This window comes from Streptomyces sp. NPDC088147 (assembly GCF_044741565.1).
Lineage (GTDB): Bacteria > Actinomycetota > Actinomycetes > Streptomycetales > Streptomycetaceae > Streptomyces.
In genome coordinates, this window is sequence record NZ_JBIUSY010000009.1 from 316,367 (window position 1) to 336,420 (window position 20,054).

At 71.3% G+C, this 20,054-nt stretch carries 13 protein-coding genes; 8 read left to right on the plus strand and 5 right to left on the minus strand.

Annotated elements, in window-relative coordinates; genetic code table 11:
• Positions 1-29: 29 nt before the first annotated feature.
• Together ACIOGX_RS30265 and ACIOGX_RS30270 are read left to right on the plus strand one after the other, a co-directional pair.
• On the plus strand, positions 30-422 hold the full coding sequence (locus tag ACIOGX_RS30265; RefSeq protein ID WP_356511169.1) for an AraC family transcriptional regulator: 393 nt from the start codon (positions 30-32) through the stop codon (positions 420-422).
• A gap of 142 nt (positions 423-564) precedes the next feature.
• Positions 565-975, plus strand: a complete 411-nt coding sequence (locus ACIOGX_RS30270; RefSeq protein ID WP_356511167.1) for a VOC family protein — start codon at positions 565-567, stop codon at positions 973-975.
• Between the two features lie 84 nt (positions 976-1,059).
• Here ACIOGX_RS30270 and ACIOGX_RS30275 read toward each other — a convergent pair whose 3' ends face one another.
• Complete coding sequence (locus ACIOGX_RS30275) at positions 1,060-2,478, minus strand: DUF2252 domain-containing protein (RefSeq protein ID WP_401917805.1); 1,419 nt, start codon at positions 2,476-2,478, stop codon at positions 1,060-1,062.
• A gap of 240 nt (positions 2,479-2,718) precedes the next feature.
• Between ACIOGX_RS30275 and ACIOGX_RS30280 the strand changes: the two genes are divergently transcribed.
• Both ACIOGX_RS30280 and ACIOGX_RS30285 read left to right on the plus strand, forming a co-directional pair.
• Positions 2,719-3,420, plus strand: coding sequence for a response regulator (locus ACIOGX_RS30280; protein WP_401917807.1), 702 nt, complete (start codon positions 2,719-2,721; stop codon positions 3,418-3,420).
• A gap of 148 nt (positions 3,421-3,568) precedes the next feature.
• Positions 3,569-5,164 (plus strand): sensor histidine kinase, encoded by a 1,596-nt coding sequence (locus tag ACIOGX_RS30285; RefSeq protein WP_401917809.1) that lies wholly within the window; start codon positions 3,569-3,571, stop codon positions 5,162-5,164.
• Here ACIOGX_RS30285 and ACIOGX_RS30290 read toward each other — a convergent pair.
• Entirely contained in the window at positions 5,161-6,396 is a 1,236-nt protein-coding gene (locus tag ACIOGX_RS30290; protein WP_356511158.1) for an alginate lyase family protein, read from the minus strand. The two genes, ACIOGX_RS30285 and ACIOGX_RS30290, sit on opposite strands and share 4 nt — an antisense overlap.
• 258 nt (positions 6,397-6,654) lie before the next feature.
• Entirely contained in the window at positions 6,655-9,237 is a 2,583-nt protein-coding gene (gene glgP, locus ACIOGX_RS30295; RefSeq protein WP_401917811.1) for an alpha-glucan family phosphorylase, read from the minus strand.
• 639 nt (positions 9,238-9,876) lie between these two features.
• On the opposite strand from glgP, the gene ACIOGX_RS30300 reads away from it, so the two are divergent.
• From ACIOGX_RS30300 to glgB, 4 genes are all read left to right on the plus strand, one after another.
• Entirely contained in the window at positions 9,877-11,874 is a 1,998-nt protein-coding gene (locus ACIOGX_RS30300) for an alpha-1,4-glucan--maltose-1-phosphate maltosyltransferase (protein WP_401761411.1), read from the plus strand.
• Positions 11,871-13,592 carry a maltose alpha-D-glucosyltransferase gene (gene treS, locus ACIOGX_RS30305; RefSeq protein WP_356511153.1) on the plus strand — a complete coding sequence of 574 codons (1,722 nt, stop codon included), beginning with the start codon at positions 11,871-11,873 and terminating at the stop codon, positions 13,590-13,592. The genes ACIOGX_RS30300 and treS overlap by 4 nt, the downstream gene beginning before the upstream one ends.
• A 247-nt stretch (positions 13,593-13,839) precedes the next feature.
• Complete coding sequence (locus ACIOGX_RS30310; RefSeq protein ID WP_129769180.1) at positions 13,840-15,345, plus strand: maltokinase N-terminal cap-like domain-containing protein; 1,506 nt, start codon at positions 13,840-13,842, stop codon at positions 15,343-15,345.
• A 143-nt stretch (positions 15,346-15,488) separates the two neighbouring features.
• Positions 15,489-18,011 carry a 1,4-alpha-glucan branching enzyme gene (glgB, locus tag ACIOGX_RS30315; protein WP_401917814.1) on the plus strand — a complete coding sequence of 841 codons (2,523 nt, stop codon included), beginning with the start codon at positions 15,489-15,491 and terminating at the stop codon, positions 18,009-18,011.
• A gap of 108 nt (positions 18,012-18,119) precedes the next feature.
• On the opposite strand, the gene ACIOGX_RS30320 is transcribed toward glgB, so the two are convergent.
• The gene (locus ACIOGX_RS30320; protein WP_401917816.1) at positions 18,120-19,280 is read right to left on the minus strand and encodes a glycosyltransferase; all 1,161 of its coding nucleotides are present in this window, start codon (positions 19,278-19,280) and stop codon (positions 18,120-18,122) included.
• A gap of 109 nt (positions 19,281-19,389) precedes the next feature.
• On the minus strand, positions 19,390-20,004 hold the full coding sequence (locus ACIOGX_RS30325) for a TetR/AcrR family transcriptional regulator (protein ID WP_401917818.1): 615 nt from the start codon (positions 20,002-20,004) through the stop codon (positions 19,390-19,392).
• Between the last annotated feature and the right edge of the window lie 50 nt (positions 20,005-20,054).

Here is a 20,054-nt window from a genome sequence, read left to right on the forward strand (position 1 = left end):
CCGACGGGGGTCCGTGGTGTGATGGCAGAGTGAGCCGCGCCGCGGAGGAGACCAACCGCCACATGCTGCGGGCACGGGACGCGATGGACCGCGCCTACGCGCAGCCGCTGGACGTCCCGGCCCTGGCCCGGATCGCGCATGTGTCGGAGGCACACTTCACACGCACCTTCCGGGCCACGTTCGGCGAGACACCGCACCGCTACCTCCAGCGCCGCCGTGTCGAGCGCGCGATGTACCTGCTGCGGGAGACCGACCGCGGTGTGACCGACATCTGCTACCAGGTCGGCTTCGGCAGTCCGGGAACCTTCAGCCGTACGTTCCGCGACATCGTCGGCCGGTCGCCGAGGGCGTACCGCAAGGAAGCGACGGCCGCGAACGTACCGACGTGCTTCACGAAGGCGTGGACGCGCCCGCACACCTGACCGCCCGCACACGGACCACTCGCGCTGCCGCGCGCCCCTTGTCCGGCGCCCCGCGCCCGGCCATCCGGCGCCTCGCGCCCCGCGTCGGGACTGAGCAGTTTTGGATAAGTTTTCGCCGGACTCGCTCGGTAGCGTGATGCACATGTTCAACGCGATCACACACTCACAGATCTACGTACTCGACCAGGACGAGGCCCTCGACTTCTACGTCGGCAAGCTCGGCCTGGAGGTCAACGCCGATGTCGACCTGGGCTTCATGCGCTGGCTGACCGTGAACGTCCCCGGCCACCCGGACCGCCAGATCCTGCTGGAGAAGCCGGGCCCGCCCTCGATGTCCGAGGAGACGGCACAGCAGGTCCGCGAGCTGGTGGCCAAGGGCGCGACGGGCGGCTCGCTCTTCTTCAGCACGGACGACTGCCGCAAGACGTACGAGAAGCTGCTGGCGCTGGGCGTCGAGTTCACCGACGAACCCACGGAGCGCCCGTACGGAACCGACTGCGGCCTGCGCGACCCGTTCGGCAACAGCATCCGCTTCACCCAGCCGAACAGCTGACCCGCGACCACCCGACCCGCGGCCGAAGCCCGCTCCCCCGCGCCACCGGCCGTCCACGGCCGGTGGCGGGCGGGGACCGCGGCCTCACCCCGCCTCCGCCCGCACCCTTCCCCGCCGCACCGCGTCCACCAGCGCACGGTGGTCGCGCTCGTTCTGGTCGGCGTAGCTCTCCGCGAACTCCGCCAGGGCGGCGTCGAACACCTCGCCCCTGCCCAGATAGGCGGCGATGGCGATGCGGTCGCCCGACCTGGCGTGGGCGCGGGACAGGGTTTCTCCGCAGAGTTCGCCGAATACCCGCATCCCCCTCGGCACCATGATCTGCGGCACCATGATGGCCTTCCAGTCGCGCAACTGGCGTACGTAGAAGTCCCGTTGGCGGCCGTCGGTCCCCAGCACCCGGTCCCAGCCCAGGAAGACATCGCCGACGGCCTGCATCAGCCGCTGCCCCGCGACCACGCGCTGTCCCTGGTTGTCGTACTCGCTCTCCCCGACATGTGCGGCGAGCACCGAGTGGTCGGCCTCCTTGGCCTGGAGGATCAGGGGGTCCTCGTCGTCCCTGCCCAGCAGCAGCAGGATCCAGCAGCGGGTACCGACGCTGCCCACGCCCACGACCTTGCGCGCGATGTCGGCGACCCGGTACTGCCTGAGCAGATGCGCGCGTTCCGTGGACAGGCTGCGTCCGTACCGTTCGACGAGTGCGTGCAGCTCACGGGAGATCCGGTCCCGCTCGGCGCCCGCCAGCAGGTCGTCGATCGGCACGACCAACGGCGGGTCGGCGACGAACCGGCGTTCGCCGCCGACGAGCCGGGTGAGTTTCGCGAACGCCTGGAGGCTGTCCTTGGTACGCGCCTTCGCCACGGTTCTCGACACGCGCCCCCGGCCCTTCGCGCTGAGCCGCCTGGCCGCCAGCCGCTGGAGCTGTTCCGTGTCGGCGCTGTCGTACCACACCGCGAGATGGCCCATCCCCGCGTAGTGCCGCATCCGCTCGCGGTACGCGCGTACGGCGGCCCGGACGATCTCCGCCCGCTGCTTGGCCGAGTAGCCGTTCTCGCGTCCCGCGATCACCAGGCTCGCGGCCAGCCGTTTGACATCCCATTCCCAGGGGCCCGGCAGGGTCTCGTCGAAGTCGTTGATGTCGAACACCAGCCGCCGCTCGGGCGAGCCGAGCAGCCGGAAGTTCACCAGATGCGCGTCTCCGCACAGCTGCGCCCTGATGCCGGAGGTGGGGGTGGTGGCCAGATCGCCGGCCATGATCGCGGCAGCGCCCCGGTAGAAGCGGAACGGCGACTCCGTCATCCGTCCGTAGCGGAGCGGGATGAGGTCCGGTACGCGCGCGGCCGACTGTTCCTCGATCACGTCCACCGGGTCCGGACGTCCCTCGGCGGGACCGAACCCGGCGTGGCCGGACCTCGGCGCCTTCTTGCGGGCCGCCCTGCCCCGGTCCGCCCGCTCCCGCGGCGACAACGGCCGCCTGTCACCCGAGATTCCGCCGGCCTTCGTCATGGCGTGCACTTCCCGTCCGAGAGTGCGGTGGCGCCGGCGTGCGACGGCGCGCCCGCGGCCCCGCGCGGCTGCCCCCGGTGTCCCCGGTCGGCGCCCACGGCTTCTGCCCCCGGCGCCCTCCCCGTCCATTATCCGTGGCCCCCCGCCGCCCGCATCCCGGCGAATACCCGCGTCTCCGCCTCCCCCCGCGTCGGCCCGCCGGATCCGTGGGCCGTCCGCCCGGGTCCTAATCTGGGCCCCATGACCGATCCCCACGGCGCGCGCCCGCCGATACGCGTCCTCCTCGCCGACGACGAGGCGATGATCCGGGCCGGAGTACGGGCCATCCTGGACGCGGCCCCCGGAATCGAGGTCGTCGCCGAGGCCGCCGACGGGCACGAGGCGGTGGAGCTGACGCTGAGGCACCGGCCCGATGTGGCGGTGCTCGACATCCGCATGCCGCGGCTCGACGGACTGCGCGCCGCCGAGGAGCTGCGGCGTACGGCGCCCGACACCGCGCTCGTCATGCTCACCACCTTCTCCGAGGACGCCTACATCACGCAGGCGCTCGGGTCCGGGGTCAGCGGTTTCCTGCTCAAGTCCGGCGACCCGCGCGAGCTGATCGCGGGCCTGCGGGCGGTCGCCGACGGGGCCGCGTTCCTGTCCCCCGTCGTGGCCCGGCGCGTGATCACGCAGCTCGGCACCGGACGGCTCTCCCGGGCCGCCGAGGCGCGCGCCACCCTGGAGCCGCTGACCGCGCGCGAGCGCGAGGTGGTGGCCCTGGTCGGGTCCGGGCTGTCGAACGCGGAGATCGCCCAGCGGCTGTATGTCGTCGAGGGCACGGTCAAGGCCCATGTCAGCGCCGTCCTCGGCAGGCTCGGGCTCAAGAACCGCGTACAGCTGGCGATCCTGGCGTACGAAGCCGGTCTCGTCGACGACGCGCGGGCCACCGAGTCCGGCTGACCGCGCACGCGCTCCCCGCCTCGTACCTCAGGCCCTCGTACCCCCAAGCCCCTCGACCCCCAAGCCCCTCGTACTCCTCCGCCCTCGCCCCTCCGCCCCCTACTTTCGGCCAGGGACTCCGCCTGCCCGCCTCCGGCAGGCTGGATCCATGCGGAGGAGACTGCGAAGAGAACGGACCCGGCAGTGGGTCGCCGACCTGGCCCTCTGGGCGATGCTGAGCGGCTTCGTCCTGCTCAAGGGCTATCCGGACGGCGGTCACTCCCCCTGGTCGGTCGTCCTCGGAGTGGGGCTCCTGGGCGTCGCCGTCCTGCTCTGCCGCGCCTGGCCGCTGGTCTCGCTCGGTATCGCGGTGGCACTGAGCGCCACCGTGAACGCGGAGCTGTTCACCGTCTCGTACACCATGGCGCTGGTCGTCTTCGGCTATCTGTCGGGCCGCCGTGCGGAGCGGGCCCGGCACGCGCCGCACACCTTCGCGGCGATCGCCGCGGCCGGTCTGCTGCTGTCGTCCGTCGCCGACGACGGTCTGTGGAGCTGGTTCACCTTCCTGAGCACCCTGCTCTTCGCGGTCGTCGTGCCCTGGCTGGTGGGCCGGTATGTACGGCAGTACGCCGAGCTGGTCGGCGCGGGCTGGCAGCTCGCCGACCGGATGGAGCGCGAGCAGCGGGCGGTCGCGGACCGGGAGCGGCTGCGCGAGCGGTCACGGATCGCCGGGGACATGCATGACTCGCTGGGGCACGATCTGGCGCTGATCGCGGTACGGGCCGCCGCGCTGGAGGTCGATCCCGTGCTCGATGACCGCCAGCAGAGGGCCGCGGGGGAGGTGCGCCAGGCCGCCGCCGACGCCACCGCCCGGCTGCGGGACATCATCGGCGTCCTGCGGGCCGACGGGGAGGCGGCGCCGACCTCGCCCGCCGGTGAGTCGGTGGCCGCGCTCGTCGAGCGGGCCGCGGACTCGGGAGTGGAGGTGACACTGACCGAGTCGGGGCCCCGGTCGCCGCTCGCGCCGATGACGGACCGCGCGGTGTACCGGGTGACGCAGGAGGCGCTGACCAACGCCGCCAAGCACGCGCCGGGCACGCGGGTCGCGGTACGGCTCGTACGGGACGAGGAGTCGGTCGCGGTCGCCGTGGTCAACGCGCGCCCCGAGCGGGGAGCGCCGGTCCCGGCCTCCGGCGGTACGGGTCTGGTGGGCCTGGACGAGCGGGTACGGCTCGTCGGCGGAACACTCACCCACGGCCCCGCCGCCGACGGCGGTTTCGAGGTGAGCGCGCGGCTGCCGCTGGCGGCCCGCCACACACCGGTACCCGCCGCCGGGCCCGAGGCGCCCACCTCCGCGCGGGAGTTGGACCGGGCCAGACGGCGGGTACGGCGAGGACTGCGGCAGGCGATCGTGGCCCCGGTGGCGGCGGTCGCCGTCCTCGGTGTGCTGATGGTGGCCTTCGACTTCTACGCCACGTCGCGTTCCGTCCTGGACCGCGAGCAGTTCGACCGGCTGAGGATCGGCGACACCCGCGCCCAGACGCGGACGCTGCTGCCCGGCTACACGGTGGACGGCCGGCCCGAAGGTGTCGGCCCCGAGCCCGCCGGGGCCGGCACCTGCGAGTACTACCGGACCGAGAAGTGGAACGCGACTCCGCTGTACCGGCTGTGCTTCACGGACGGCCGGCTGTCGGACAAGGCGGTCGTCGTCGATGTCGACAACGAGGAGAACCGCCCACCGAGCGGGCCCCAGCGCAGGACCTAGTTGGGGTTGCTCGCGTTCGTCAGCGTCTCCCAGGCCACGAACAGATTGTTCGTCCCCGACGGCCGCTGCTGCTCCGTGAGCCGCTGGGTGTTGGTCATCGCGTAGCCCAGCCGGGTGTTGAGCGCGTTGTAGCCGACCTCGGTGATCGGCCCGAGGCCGCGCACCACACTGCCGCCGCAGAGCGAGGACGGTACGGGCTCGGCCTGGAGCTCGTACTTGGCCTGGAAGCCCAGCGCCTGCCGCAGCCGCTCGCCGACCTGCGGGAACAGGTCCTGGCCCTGGAGGCGCGCGGTCTCGTAGACATGGCCGACGGACGAGATGCCGTAGCCGGTGTGCACGAAGTCGCGGCAGGTCTCCTGGGTCAGCCCGGTGATGAAGGTCCCCTGGCCCTGCCAGTAACTGACGATCTTGTCCCGGGTGTTGAGGTTCTGGCTCGGGACGGTCTTGGGCAGCGCGCCGTCGGAGGAGAGATAGATGTAGGCGGGCACCCGGACGAGGTACTTGCTGATCGCCTTGTCGTAGCTCGCCCCGTCGTCGAGGAAGACGGAGATGCTGACCGCCGCCTCCATCATGGTCAGCTCCCAGTTGCCGTTGGAGTTGGAGCCGTTGATGATCTCGGGCAGATAGACCGTGCGCAGCATCGTGCTGAACCGGCCGGCGTTCGGCCAGTTCCCGTACACATGCTTGATGATCTCGGCGGCCTTGGGCCAGGAGGATCCGGCCCAGCCGGTCTGGAGCGGGGCGTTGCTGTTGGTGTGGTCCTTGATGGAGTTGGACCAGGCGTCCATGAGCTGGATCGCCTTCTGCGCGTAGCGGTCGTCGCGCGTGATGTACCAGGCGAGGGCGTCGGTGTACGCGGCGATCGCGTCCTCGCGCTCGTCGGTGCAGCCGTTGTTGGGGTTGGAGTACGAGCCGCACTCGACGACCGCGCGGGGCTTGGCCGTGCGCGAGAGGCTGGCGTACTTGCTGGCCATCATCTGGTCGTAGGCGCTCTTCCAGGGCTGTGCCCCGGCCTGCACCTTGCCGCGGATGAAGTCGAGTTGGGCGGTGTTGAGGTTCACCCCGGGGTGGGTGAAGTTGGCGGGCGCGGCGGCGACCGCGGCGGTGGCGGGCTTGGCCGGTGCGGCGTCCGGCGCCTTCTCGGCGGAGGCGGGTGCCATGAAGGCGGCGCTGAGTACGCCGGCGAGAGCGGTGGCGAGTCCGAGGACTCTCGGGATGGATCCGGGGCGCATGTGGGGGTGCCTTCCGGTCGCTGGACGTTCCTCAACTCGATTCACCCACATGAATGCGGGCTTGAGCTGTGAACCCGTTGTTGAGTGAGGAACGTAGAACCATCCCATGGACACGTCAAGGTCTGGACCATTGGACACCGCACGGCGGTGGGACACCCGCCGGACCCGCAGGGCACCGGCGGCGCGACACCCGCCGGGCCCGCACGGCAAGGGGCCGGACACCCGAAGATGTCCGGCCCCGGCGCGCGTCCGCACGCCTCACCGCATCAGCACGCCCGCGCCCTCCCCCGTCGCCTCCGTCGGCAGCGTGACCAGTCCCAGATCCGCGCTGGTCGCGAGCAGTGGATGGGCGGGCAGCACCCGGACCGTATAGCCGTACGGGCCCGTACGGTCCAGGGCGAGCGGGCCCTCGTACACCCACCGGCCGTCCAGGTCGGGCCCGCCGGCCGGCTTGAGCGGGAAGGTCTGGGCGTCCACGATCGTGTCGTCGGAGCCCACCCTCCCCGCGACCGCCTGCACGTCCACATCCTCCGGGCGCAGTTCCCCGAGGCCGACGCCCACCCGCAGCGAGAGCGTGGAGCCCAGCTCGGCGCCGCCGCCCGCACCGCCGCCGGCGCCGGTCGCCGCGACCGCCTCGACATGGTCGACCGACACATACGGCCAGAGCGTGCGTGTGCGGTACTTCCAGGCCGCCAGCTCCGAGGCGGTGTCGGCGTCCAGCGCGCGATGGGCGGCGGCGGCCGGGGCGTAGAGCCGCTCCACATACTCACGCACCATCCGTCCCGCGAGCACCTTGGGCCCGAGGGACACCAGCGTGCGCCGGACCATCTCGATCCAGCGGTCCGGCAGTCCGCTCCCGCCGCGGTCGTAGAAGCGGGGGGCGACGCGGTCCTCGATCAGTTCGTAGAGGGCGTTCGCCTCCAGTTCGTCCCGGCGGTTCTCGTCGGCGGCCGAGCCGTCGGCGGTGGGGATGGCCCAGCCGAAGTCCGGTTCGAACCACTCGTCCCACCAGCCGTCCAGGACGGACAGATTGAGACAGCCGTTGAGCGCGGCCTTCATTCCGCTGGTGCCGCACGCCTCCAGGGGCCGCAGCGGATTGTTCAGCCAGACGTCACAGCCGGGATAGAGCTTCTGGGCCATGCCCATCCCGTAGTCGGGCAGGAAGACGATGCGGTGGCGCACCCGCGGATCGTCGGCGAACCGCACCAGCTCGCGCACCAGCCGCTTGCCGCCGTCGTCCGCCGGATGGGCCTTGCCCGCGACGACGATCTGGACCGGCCGCTCGGGGTGGAGCAGCAGGTCCGTCAGCCGCTCGCGGTCGCGCAGCATGAGCGTGAGGCGCTTGTAGGAGGGGACCCGGCGGGCGAAGCCGATGGTGAGGACGTCCGGGTCGAGGACGCCGTCGATCCAGCCCAGCTCGGCGGCCTCGGCACCGCGCTGGCGCCAGGAGGCGTGCAGGCGTGTGCGCACCTCGGTCACCAACTGCTCGCGCAGGGCGCGCCGTACGGCCCAGACATCGGCGTCCGGGACACGCTCGGCGTCGCCGAGGCGGGCCATCTCGGGAGCCACCCAGGTCGGTGCGTGCACCCCGTTGGTGACGGAGGTGATGGGCACCTCCGAGGGGTCGAAGCCGGGCCAGAGCCCGGCGAACATCCGGCGGCTGACGGCGCCGTGCAGGGTGGAGACGCCGTTGGCGCGCTGGGCGAGCCGCAGGCCCATCGCGGCCATGTTGAAGAGGTTCGGCTCGCCGCCCGGGTAGGTCTCCATGCCGAGTCCGAGGACGCGCTCGGCGGGCACACCGGGCAGTTCCCCGTCGTCCCCGAAGTGGCGGGCCACCAGATCGCGGTCGAAGCGGTCGATCCCGGCGGGCACCGGGGTGTGGGTGGTGAAGACCGTGCCGGCCCGGACGGCCTCCAGGGACGCCTCGAATCCGAGGCCGGTCGCCACCAGCTCGCCGATGCGCTCCAGGCCGAGGAATCCGGCATGGCCCTCGTTGGTGTGGAACACCTCGGGCGCGGGGTGGCCGGTGAGCCGGCAGTACGTACGGACCGCCCGGACCCCGCCGATGCCGAGCAGCATCTCCTGGAGGAGGCGGTGTTCGCTGCCGCCGCCGTACAGCCGGTCGGTGACCTCGCGTTCGCCCGGCCCGTTCTCCTCGACGTCCGAGTCGAGCATCAGCAGCGGGACCCGCCCGACCTGTGCCTGCCAGACGCAGGCGCGCAGCGAGCGCCGTCCCGGCAGGGTGAGGGCGACGTGGGCGGGGGTGCCGTCCGGCTCGCGCAGCAGTGTCAGCGGGAGTTCGTTGGGGTCGAGGAGCGGATAGTGCTCCTGCTGCCAGCCGTCCCGGGAGAGCGACTGGCGGAAGTAGCCGTGCCGGTAGAGCAGCCCGACGCCGATCAGCGGTACGCCGAGATCGCTGGCCGCCTTGAGATGGTCACCGGCGAGGATGCCGAGGCCGCCGGAGTACTGCGGCAGGGCCGCGGTGACCCCGAACTCCGGCGAGAAATAGCCAACGGCCGCGGGCAGCTCGGCGCCCTGGCCCACCCGCTCCTGGTACCAGCGATCGCCGTGCAGATAGGTGTCGAGATCGGCCGCGGCGGCGGTCAGCCGGTCCAGGAAGGGGCGGTCCCCGGCCAGCTCGGCGAGGCGCGCGGCGGACACCGCCCCGAGCAGCCGTACGGGATCGCGGCCGGTGGCCCGCCAGCCGGCGGGGTCGGCGGATTCGAAGAGTTCACGGGTCTCGGTATGCCAGGACCAGCGCAGATTGCGGGCGAGGTCGCTGAGCGGTTGGAGTGGTTCGGGCAGGACGGGGCGGACGGTGAACCGACGGATTGCCTTCACGTGTTCCACCTTCGCAGGGGACATACGAGCCACAGGGGACGCACCACGTTGTGCGACCCGCCGTCCCTTTGACGGTAGCCCCACCTCACCCTCCGCAACCACGGCGCACACGCGCACTCACCCGGGGGTGTCCGCGCCCTGCCCCCAATTCGTGGCCTGAACCTTGCCGTTAGTAACCGTGCGCCCCGGCGGTTCTTGTACGCCCCAGGACTTAACAATCCGCCGGATTGCCCACCCGAAAAGAGTGGGAAGGCTCCACCGGTACAGCCGGCACGTACGCATGCTCATCGCACCGCACACGAGCGCGTCCCCACACAATTGAGGACGATTCCAGCGCTATTCGAGTGAACGCGGACAGGAGCGGCCATGCCCGCAGCCTCCCAGTCGTCTACCGAGCAGCTACAAAGAACATCAAAACCTCGCAAAGACAGCAGATCTTTCGAGGGAAGCAGATCCTCTGAACCCACACCACCCGATCCGCTCGCACCCTCAGATCCACTCGCACCACCAGATCCACTCGCACCACCGGCCCCAACCGATCCACCGGTCCCACCCACCCGACCCGGTCACCCCGATCGGTCAGCACCACCCGCCCTGCCTGTCACGCCCGCACAGCCCTCAGGTGATCCAGTGAAACCGCTGATTGGTCGCATTCCCGTCCTGGACGTACACCCGCTCGTCGACTGCGGCAGACGCCCCGCGAAGGCGGTGAGCGGTGAGTCCTTCCAGGTCACCGCGACCGTCTTCCGCGAGGGCCATGACGCCGTCGCGGCGAACGTCGTCCTCATGGACCCCAGTGGCCGCCCCGGCCCCTGGACCCCGATGCGTGAACTCGCCCCCGGCACAGACCGCTGGGGCGCGGAGGTCACGCCCACCGAGGAAGGCCGCTGGACCTACACCGTCGAGGCGTGGAGCGATCCGGTCGCCACCTGGCGCCACGCCGCGAGCATCAAGATCCCGGCAGCCGCCGACGAGCACGACATCGCCCTCGTCCTCGCGGAGGGCGCCGCGCTGTACGAGCGGGCCGCCGACGGCGTGCCGAAACGTGACGGCCGGGAGGCCGTGCTCGCCGCCGCGGACACCCTGCGCGACGGGACACTGCCCGCGCGGGCCCGGCTCGACGCCGCGCTCGCCCCCGAGGTCGACGCCGTCCTCGCCCGCCATCCGCTGCGCGATCTGGTCAGCTCCTCGCGCCCCGCTCCCCTGCTGGTGGAGCGCAGGCGGGCACTGTTCGGTTCGTGGTACGAGCTGTTCCCGCGCTCGGAGGGCGCGGTCGTCAAGAACGGCGAGCCGCCGGTGAGCGGCACGTTCAGGACGGCCGCCGAACGGCTGCCCGCCGTCGCCGCGATGGGGTTCGACATCGTGTATCTCCCGCCGGTCCACCCCATCGGCACCACGCACCGCAAGGGCCCCAACAACTCCCTCACCCCCGGGGCCGGGGATGTCGGTGTGCCCTGGGCGATCGGCTCGGCCGACGGCGGCCATGACGCGATCCACCCCGGCCTGGGCACGATCGAGGACTTCGACCACTTCGTGGAGACGGCCCGCGCCCTGCGGATGGAGGTCGCCCTCGACTTCGCGCTCCAGTGCTCCCCCGACCACCCCTGGGTCACGAAGCACCCCGAGTGGTTCCACCACCGCGCCGACGGCTCCATCGCCTACGCGGAGAACCCGCCGAAGAAGTACCAGGACATCTATCCGATCGCCTTCGACAGCGATCTGCGCGGTCTGGTCCGGGAGACCAGCCGGATCCTGCGCTACTGGATGACCCACGGTGTACGCGTCTTCCGCGTCGACAATCCGCACACGAAGCCGGTGGTCTTCTGGGAGAAGGTCATCGCGAACATCAACCGCACCGACCCCGATGTCATCTTCCTGGCCGAGGCGTTCACCCGGCCCGCGATGATGCGCACGCTCGGCGCGATCGGCTTCCAGCAGTCGTACACGTACTTCACCTGGCGGAACACGAAGCAGGAGCTCACCGACTATCTGACGGAGCTGTCGGGTGAGTCCGCGGCGTACATGCGGCCGAATCTCTTCGTCAACACGCCCGACATCCTGCACGCCTATCTTCAGGAGGGCGGACGGCCGGCCTTCGAGGTACGGGCGGTGCTGGCCGCCACGATGGCGCCCGCCTGGGGCGTCTACGCGGGCTACGAACTCTGCGAGAACACCCCCGCGAAGCCCGGCAGCGAGGAGTACCTTGACTCGGAGAAATACCAGCTGCGGCCCCGGGACTGGGAAGCGGCCGAACGCGAGGGCCGGACCATCGCCCCGCTGATCACCACGCTCAACCGGATCAGACGGCGGCACCCCGCCCTCCAGCAGCTGCGCGACATCCACTTCCACCACGTCGACAACGACGCGGTCATCGCGTACAGCAAACGGTCGGGCACGAACATCGTTCTGGTGGTCGTCAACCTCGACCCTCACCACACCCAGGAGGCGACGGTCTCGTTGGACATGGAGCGGCTCGGCCTCGACCGGCACGAGACCGCCCCGGTGCGCGACGAGCTCACCGGCGAGACCTATCACTGGGGCAGCTCCACCTACGTGCGCCTAGAGCCGGGCGTCACGCCCGCGCACGTCGTGGTTCTGCGACCGTCCCCGCCGATCGGAGGGTCACCCACATCATGATCGTCAATGAGCCCGTCCACGACACGTTCGAGGACACCCCGGCCAAGGACCGCGATCCCGACTGGTTCAAGCGTGCCGTCTTCTACGAGGTCCTGGTGCGTTCGTTCCAGGACAGCAACGGCGACGGCATCGGCGACCTCAAGGGCATCACGGCCAAGCTGGACTATCTCCAGTGGCTCGGAGTGGACTGCCTCTGGCTGCCGCCGTTCTTCAAGTCACCGCTGCGCGACGGCGGCTACGACGTCTCGGACTACACGGCGGTGCTCCCCGAATTCGGGGATCTCGCGGACTTCGTGGAGTTCGTCGACGCCGCGCACCAGCGCGGTATGCGCGTGATCATCGACTTCGTCATGAACCACACGAGTGATCAGCACGACTGGTTCCAGGAGTCCCGCAAGGACCCTGACGGACCGTACGGCGACTACTACGTCTGGGCCGACGACGACAAGCAGTACCAGGACGCCCGGATCATCTTCGTCGACACGGAGACGTCGAACTGGACCTTCGACCCGGTGCGCAAGCAGTACTACTGGCACCGCTTCTTCTCGCACCAGCCGGATCTCAACTACGAGAACCCGGCGGTGCAGGAGGAGATCATCTCGGCGCTGCGCTTCTGGCTGGACCTGGGCATCGACGGCTTCCGGCTGGACGCCGTGCCGTACCTGTACCAGCAGGAGAACACCAACTGCGAGAACCTCCCGGCCACCCACGAGTTCCTCAAGCGGGTACGGAAGGAGATCGACGCCAACTACCCGGACACGGTGATCCTCGCCGAGGCGAACCAGTGGCCGGAGGATGTCGTCGACTACTTCGGCGACTACGCGGCGGGCGGCGACGAATGCCATATGGCGTTCCACTTCCCGGTGATGCCGCGGATCTTCATGGCCGTGCGGCGCGAGTCCCGCTACCCGGTCTCGGAAATCCTGGCCAAGACCCCGGCGATCCCGACCAGCTGCCAGTGGGGCATCTTCCTGCGCAACCACGACGAGCTGACCCTCGAAATGGTCACGGACGAAGAGCGCGACTACATGTACGCGGAGTACGCCAAGGATCCGCGGATGCGCGCCAACATCGGCATCCGGCGCCGGCTCGCCCCGCTGCTGGACAACGACCGCAACCAGATCGAGCTGTTCACCGCCCTGCTGCTGTCGCTGCCGGGATCCCCGATCCTCTACTACGGGGACGAGATCGGGATGGGCGACAACATCTGGCTGGGTGACCGGGACGCCGTACGGACCCCGATGCAGTGGACGCCCGACCGGAACGCGGGCTTCTCGTCGAGCGATCCCGGCCGGCTCTATCTGCCGACGATCATGGACCCGGTCTATGGCTACCAGGTCACCAATGTGGAGGCGGCGATGGCGTCGCCGTCCTCGCTGCTGCACTGGACGCGGCGGATGATCGAGATCAGGAAGCAAAACCCGGCCTTCGGCCTCGGCTCGTACACCGAGCTGCCGTCGTCGAACCCGGCCGTGCTCGCCTTTCTCCGTGAGGCACCCTCCCAGCAGGGCGAGGGCGACGATCTGGTGCTCTGCGTGCACAACTTCTCGCGCTTCGCGCAGCCCACCGAACTGGATCTGAAGGAGTTCAGCGGGCGCCATCCGGTCGAGCTGATCGGCGGGGTGCGGTTCCCCGCGATCGGGGAGTGGCCCTATCTGCTCACCCTGGCCGGCCACGGCTTCTACTGGTTCCGGCTGCGCAAGGACACCGCGGTGTAACACCACCGCTCACTCGTTCACGCGGTGTTGACCGCGGTCCCGTGCCGGGCGGTTTCCACCGCCCCGCACGGGGCACGCTCCTCCACATCTAGTTCGATCGATTCGATCAAATTCGTATTGAGTTCGTACGGAATCGATCCGTACGGATCATCCTCACCCGACACGTCCCGCACAGCCGGACAGCCATTGCCGCAATCCGGGACACTCTGCGCATCCTGTGGTGTGCCCGGGGAAAGGACGCGATGCCATGTCGAAGGCTGCATCCACCCGGATTACGCCGCGCCCCGCAACTGCTTCGCCTGTCGCACCGCCCGTCGCACCGCCCGTGTCGCCCGCCCTGTCGCCCGCCGACGCGAGAACGCTGGTCGGCTCGCTCGCCCCGCTGCTCCATGACTGGCTGCCCCGCCAGCGCTGGTTCGCGGGCAAGGGCCGTCCGGTCACCGGCTTCGTGCCGGTGACGGTCACCGAACTGCTGCCGGTGGACGCGAGCGGTCCGGGTCTGCTGCATCTGCTCGTACGGGTCGAGCAGCGCGGCCCGTCCGGGCCGCCGCTGTCGATCCCCTCCTCGCCGTCGTCCACGCCCTCCGGCGTCTCGTCGCCCGCCGGTGACTGCTATCAGCTGCTGCTCGGGGTACGGAAGGCGCTGCCGCCGCGCCTCGCGTCCGCGCTGATCGGCCACGCCACCCAGGGGCCGCTGGCCGGCCGTACCGTCTACGAGGGCCTGCACGATCCCCACCTGGCCGAACTGCTGCTGGAACGATTGCGCTCCCCCGGCGCGCTGGGGCCGCTGCGGTTCGACCGGGCGAGCACCGTCCCGGCCGGGCTGAGCGGCCGGCTGCTCGACGCCGAGCAGTCCAACTCCTCCCTGGTCTACGGGGACGCCTACATCCTCAAGATCCTGCGCCGGGTCTTCCCCGGCCCGCACCCCGATCTGGAACTGCCGCTGGCCCTGGCCGCGGAGGGATGCGAGCGGGTGCCCGCGCCGGTCGGCTGGTTCGAGGCCGCCGACCCTTCCGGCAGCGGTGACGCGCTCACACTCGGCGTCCTCCAGCCCTATCTGCGCGGTTCCCAGGACGGCTGGCAGCTGGCGCTCTCCTCGCTCGCCCACGGCCGGGAGTTCACCGCGGAGGCCCGCGCGCTGGGGCGGGCCACCGCCGAGGTGCACACCGCGCTCGCCGCCGCGCTGCCGACCGTGACGCTGGGCCGCAGGCAGACCGCGCAGATGGCCGACGGGATGGCCGAGCGCCTGGAGTCGGCGGCGCGCGCGGTGCCCTCGCTCATGCCGTACGCCGCCGGACTGCGGACCGCCTTCGACGCGCTCGCCGGACTCGACGAGGCGGGGCGCGGCCGGCCCGCGCAGCGCGTCCACGGCGATCTGCATCTGGGCCAGACCCTGCGGACGCCGGACGGCCGCTGGTCGGTCATCGACTTCGAGGGTGAGCCCGCGAGACCGCTCGCCGAACGCCGCCGCCCGCAGCCCCCGGTCCGCGATGTGGCGGGCATGCTGCGCTCCTTCGACTACGCGGCCCGCTCCCACGAGCCGTGGCGCCCGGACTGGGCGACGCGCTGCCGGGACGCGTACTGCGAGGGGTACGCGACGGCCGCCGGCACCGATCCGCGCGCGGAGCCCGAGTTGCTGCGCGCGTACGAGACGGACAAGGCGATCTACGAGGTCCTGTACGAGGCGAGGCACCGCCCCGACTGGCTGCCGGTCCCGATGGCGGCGATCCGCCGGCTGGCCGAGGGCGCCTGACGCGTCCGGGCCGGAGCCCGGCAGCCTCCCCCGACTCTCCGCTCCCCCGTCCCCGCCCCGTTCCCGCTCTGTCCCCCATGGTCCCGCTCTCTCCACCCGTATCGACCGTCCAGCAGCGAAGCCCAGCCGAGGAGGCAGCCCCCGTGACCCCCCGCACGCCGTCCGACCGTTCGTCCGACAGCTCGTCCCCGCCCGAGCTTCCCACCGCCTCGCTCCCCGTCCCGGCGCCCGCCGCCGAGGCCGCGGCGCGCGCCGGTGCGGGTGCGGGCGCGGGCAAGTCCGCCGGGAAGAAGGGGAAGAAGCAGCCCGCGCGCCGCAAGGCATCACAGACCGCGCCCGCGCCGGCCGCCTCCCCCGCCCCGGCCGGCGCCACCACCGCTTCCCCCGCTGCCAAGAAGCCGGGGGCCCGCACAGCGCCCCGGCCGCGGGTGGAGCCGGGTGGCGGCCGTCGGGCACGGGCCGCGCGACCGCTGGGCGACGGTGACCGGGAGCGGCTGCTCTCCGGCTCGCACCACGATCCGCACGGGCTGCTGGGGGCGCATCCCGTGTCGAACGGCGTCGTCTTCCGGACGCTGCGCCCGTACGCGCGCGCCGTCACCGTCGTCACCGAGGGGCCCGAGGTCAGAGCCACGCTGAACGACGACGGCGACGGCTTCTTCTCCGGTGTGCTGCCACTGCGCGCGGTTCCCTCGTACACACTCCGGGTCCGCTACAGCGACGCCACGCAGGAGCTGGACGAGCTGGAGGTGCGCGATCCGTACGGCTTCCTGCCCGCGCTGGGGGACGTGGATCTGCATCTGATCGGCGAGGGCAGGCACGAGGAGCTGTGGAAAGCCCTCGGCGCCCGGGTCATGACGCACCAGGGCGTCGCCGGCACCCGCTTCACCGTCTGGGCACCCAACGCCCGGGGCGTCCGGATCGCCGGCGACTTCAACTACTGGGACGGGACGAGCCTCCCGATGCGCTCGCTCGGCTCCACCGGGGTGTGGGAGCTGTTCGTGCCGGGGGTCGGCGAGGGCGCGCTCTACAAGTTCGACATCACACGCCCCGACGGTTCGCACACCCTGCGCGCCGACCCGATGGCACGGCGCGCGGAAGTACCGCCCGCGACCGCGTCCATCGTCACCGAGTCCCACCATGTCTGGCAGGACGAGGAGTGGCTCGCGCACCGCGCCGACCGTCCCGTGCACGAGGCGCCGTTCTCGGTGTACGAGGTCCATCTGCCTTCCTGGCGCCCCGGTCTGACGTATCGTCAGCTCGCCTCGCAGCTGCCCGCGTACGTCAAGGACCTCGGCTTCACCCATGTCGAGCTGATGCCGATCGCCGAGCACCCCTTCGGCGGCTCCTGGGGCTATCAGGTCACCGGCTTCTACGCGCCGACGTCCCGGATGGGCACCCCGGACGACTTCCGGTATCTCGTGGACTCCCTGCACCGCGCGGGGATCGGGGTGCTGGTCGACTGGGTGCCCGCGCACTTCCCGAAGGACGAATGGGCACTGGCCCAGTTCGACGGCCGTCCGCTGTACGAGCACAGCGATCCGCAGCGGGCCGAACACCCCGACTGGGGCACGCTGGAGTTCGACTACGGCCGCAAGGAGGTCCGTAACTTCCTGGTCTCCAACGCCGTGTACTGGTGCGAGGAGTTCCATGTCGACGGACTCCGGGTCGACGCCGTCGCCTCGATGCTCTACCTCGACTACTCGCGCGAGGAAGGGCAGTGGACCCCGAACGAGCACGGCGGCCGGGAGAATCCGGACGCCGTCGCCTTCCTCCAGGAGATGAACGCCACCGTCTACCGGCGCTGTCCCGGCGCGGTGACCATCGCCGAGGAGTCCACCGCCTGGAACGGGGTCACGCGCGCCACCCACCATGTCGGCCCCGACGGCTTCGGCGGGCTCGGTTTCGGCCTGAAGTGGAACATGGGCTGGATGCACGACTCCCTGGACTACGTCTCCAAGGAGCCCGTCCACCGCAAGTACCACCACGGCGAGATGACCTTCTCCATGGTGTACGCGTACAGCGAGAACTACGTGCTGCCGATCTCGCACGACGAGGTGGTGCACGGCAAGCGCGCGCTGGTCTCCAAGATGCCGGGTGACTGGTGGCAGCAGCGCGCCAACGAGCGGGCGTATCTCGGCTTCATGTGGGCCCACCCCGGCAAGCAACTGCTCTTCATGGGGCAGGAGTTCGCCCAGGGAGCGGAGTGGTCGGAGGGCCATGGGCCGGACTGGTGGCTGCTCGATCCGTCGTACGAGGCGGAGGCCGACCACCGGGGGGTGCGCGATCTGGTCCGCGATCTCAACGCGGTGTACGGCGCGACGCCCGCGCTCTGGCAGCGGGACACCGTGCCCGAGGGCTTCGCGTGGGTGGACGGTGACGCGGGCGAGGACAACGTCTTCGCGTTCCTGCGGTTCGACGCGGACGGTTCGCCACTGCTGGCGGTCTCGCACTTCTCACCGGTGGTGCGCCATCAGTACCGGCTCGGCGTGCCCGAGGAGTTCGCCGCCTGGACGGAGGTCCTCAACACGGACGCGGCGCGTTACGGCGGCGGCGATGTGCTCAACGCGGACCCGCTGAAGCCCGAGGCGGTGGCGGCGCACGGCCGGCCGGTGTCCCTCCAGCTGACGCTGCCGCCGCTGGCGACGGTCTGGCTGCGGCCGGTCTGACACCCGGCTCTCCCGGGCGGCTCCGGGCCGTTCCGACGGATGACGAGGTGGCGCCGCCCGGGACGTCGGGCGGCGCCACCTCGTCACGTTCCGGCCGGAAGCCCCGGCTCAGGCCGCCGGCACCGGCTCCGCCGCCAGTGCCGCGGCCACCTCGGCGGGGGACGGCATCGCGGCGATCTGGTCGGCGACCGTACGCGCGGCGGCCCGGAAGCCCTGGTCCGCCAGGACGGCGGAGGCGGCCTTGGCGACCCCCTCGGGAGTGGCCGTATCTCCCGGGAGACCGAGTCCCGCGCCCGCGGCGGCCACGCGGTCGGCCTGGATGAACTGGTCGGCGCCCTGGGGGGCGATCACCATGGGGATGCCCGCGGCGAGCGTGCCGAGCGTGGTGCCGGCGCCTCCGTGGGCCACCACCAGGTCCGTGTCGCGCAGCAGCTCGCTCAGCGGGGTGAAGCCGACGAAGGTCACCCGGTCGTGGTCGACGTCGAAGTCCTCGGCGGACGCGGTGAGGCCCAGGGTGACCCTCAGCTCCATGTCCTCCTTGGACAGTTCACGCAGGATCGGGCTGAGCACCTCGGGCGCGGAGAAGACGGTGCCGAAGGTCACCAGCACGCGGGGCCGCCGCTGCGGATCGGCCGGCGCCGCCGTCCCGGCCCGGTCCGACGGACTCTGTCCGGCCGGTGTCTGCCCGTGGGGCTCCGGGCGCAGTGCCAGCCGTCCCGCCGGAGGCCGCCAGCCGTCCTGCTGCATCGCGGGCGGGCAGGTGTCCAGGTAGTGGGCGGCGGGTCGGGGAGTCACACCGCGTGCGGCGTAGCGGCTCGCGACGTTCGCGTCCATGGCCGTGGCGAAGTCGTCCGGCAGGGCGGGGCCGTACGCGAGGTTCGCCACCGGCACGTCGAGGGCGGCGGCGACCAACGGGCCCACGCAGTCGGCGAGTTCGGTGACGATCAGCTCGGGCCGCCAGTCCCGGGCGGCGGCCAGCGCCTCGTCCACGGTGAGGTCGACCCGTACTCCGGCGAAGAGCTCGGCGACCATTTCCGGATCCGGCTCGCCCCCCGGCGTCAGGCCCGTCCTGCGCGCGAAGTCCGCCACCATCACGTCCATGGTCGGTCCCGCCGGCAGTACGTCGAAGCCTTCCCGGGCCAGTACGGGGGCGAGGCCGCCCGCGGTCAGGAACACCACGTCGTCACCTCGCTCACGGAACGCGCGGGCGAGGGGGAGTTGCGGGAGCAGATGGCCATGGGCAGGGGTGCTTGAGAAGAGTATCCGCATATTGATCAGGGTATTGCTCCACCGAATTCACAGGAGCGGAATCCGGACAGCCCGCCGGTCACGGCCGGAGCGGTGTCATGGTCGCTGCGGTGTCATGGTCGCTGCGGTGTCATCGTCGCAGCAGTGTGGTGGCCAGCTGGCCCGCCAGCCACTCCTCGGCGCGCTGCCGGCTCCACCCCATCCGGCGCAGCCGCCGCCAGGAGCACGGACTCAGGTAGTACCAGAGGATGTCGGCGGCCTCGGCACAGCCGATTCCGTCCCGGAGCGCGTCCAGCTCCGCCAGCCGGCCGGAGATCTCGGCGAGCCGGGCGCGTGCCAGGTCGTCCGCGCGCCGGGCCGCCTCGGCGATCAGCGGATCGGCCGTCTCGTTGTCGTACAGGACCGTCATCGTGCGCACATGGCGGCGGACCGTCTCGCCCGTTCCCCTGACGGCCCATCGGACGGCCTCGGTGCCGTCGGCCGCCGTGCTCACGCGGTCGAGCGCGCGGGCGATGGCCGGCTCGGCCGCGCCCCGTTCCATCAGGGCGACGACCAGTCCGGCCTTGGTGCCGAAGGCCGCGTACACGGTGTTGACGGCCACGTCCGCCGCCTCGGCGACACGTGCGACGGTGATCCGCGCGTAGCCGTGCTCCGCGAACAGCCGCTCGGCGGCGTCGAGGATCGCCGTCCGGGTCAGCTCGGCGGCCTGGTCCCGTACGGAGGAGCGATAGGGGCGAGTGCTCATCCGGGTCACTTTAGGAGCGGCCTCTTCATCTGGCCATCGCCGCGGTGACC